Below are 1,299 nucleotides of genomic sequence, written 5' to 3' on the forward strand. Positions count from 1 at the left end.
CGCCGCCGTGCGCCCGCGCCCGGCCGAGCGCGGCCAGCGGGGCAGCCAGGTCGGCGCCCGCGGCAGCGGCCCGGCAGACCGCGTCGACCTCGGCGGTCGCCCAGTCGCTCGGGTAGCGCCAGCCCGCCGCCAGGCTGGCCGCGCGCCAGCGGGACCGCAGGGCCGCGGCCCCGATCCCGGTCTCCCGCACCACCATGGAGTGGTCCTTTCGCCGTCGACGACGGGGAAACGCGCCGGTCGGCCGGTCGTGACGCGATCACACCATCGGGTGGGCGCGCACCACCGGCCGCGCCCGTCCGTCACACTGGCCCGCGGTGGCGAAGGGGGAGTCCGTGTCGACCGTGCCTGCCGGGCTGGAGGGCCCGAGCGATGCCGAGCTGATCGATGCTGTCCGCGACGGGCGGACCGCGGCCTACGGGCCGCTCTACGAGCGGCACGTCGGTGCCGCCCGCAACCTGGCCAGGCAGCTCGCCCGCTCGTCGGTCGAGGCCGACGACCTGGTGTCCGAGGCGTTCGCCAAGGTCCTCGCCACGCTGCGCCAGGGCCGCGGCCCCGACTCGGCGTTCCGCGCCTACCTGCTCACCGCGCTGCGGCACACCGCCTACGACAAGACCCGCCGCGACCGCCGCGTCGAGCTGGTCGACGACGTCACCCAGGCCAGCGGTGTCGCCCAGGAGGCGGTCAGCGTGCCGTTCGCGGACACGGCCGTCGAGGGGCTGGAGCGCACGCTCGCCGCCAGGGCGTTCCGCACGCTGCCGGAGCGGTGGCAGGCCGTGCTCTGGCATACCGAGATCGAGGGCCAGTCCCCGGCCCAGGTGGCGCCGATCCTGGGCCTGACACCCAACGGGGTCTCCGCGCTGGCCTACCGCGCCCGCGAGGGCCTGCGGCAGGCGTACCTGCAGGTCCACCTCGCCTCCACCAGCGACGAGCACTGCCACGCCACCGCCGAGCGGCTGGGCACCTGGGTCCGCGGCGGCCTGGCGAAGCGGGAGACCGCGCAGGTGGAGGCGCACCTGGACGAGTGCGACCGCTGCCGGGCGCTGGCGGCGGAGCTGACCGACGTCAACGGCGGCCTGCGCGCCGGGGTGGCCCCGCTGGTCCTGGGCCCGCTGGCCGTCGCCGCCTACCTCTCCGGCTCGGCCACGACCGGCCTCACCGCCGCGGGCGGTGCGGCGGCAGCCGGGGCAGCCGTGGGTGGCGCGGCGGGCGCGGCCGGGGCAGGGGGCGCGGCGTCGAGGTCGGCGGTGCGCCAGGGGGTGGTGGCGAGCGTGTCCGCCGCCGCCGTGGCGGCGGCCGTGG

1 protein-coding gene and 1 pseudogene are annotated in these 1,299 nt (G+C 78.2%); one reads left to right on the forward strand and one right to left on the reverse strand.

Annotated features, from left to right (window positions below; all coding sequences use genetic code 11):
• Nucleotides 1–196 (reverse strand): annotated as a pseudogene (locus L6E12_RS34025) (GGDEF domain-containing protein); the annotation flags it as partial.
• Nucleotides 197–332: 136 nt separating this feature from the next.
• Between L6E12_RS34025 and L6E12_RS34030 the strand changes: the two are divergent.
• On the forward strand, nt 333–1,299 hold a 967-nt coding region (locus L6E12_RS34030), incomplete at its 3' end, for a sigma-70 family RNA polymerase sigma factor (protein ID WP_236232028.1).

It is taken from the genome of Actinokineospora sp. PR83 (assembly GCF_021056305.1).
GTDB classification, from domain to species: Bacteria; Actinomycetota; Actinomycetes; order Mycobacteriales; family Pseudonocardiaceae; genus Actinokineospora; species Actinokineospora spheciospongiae.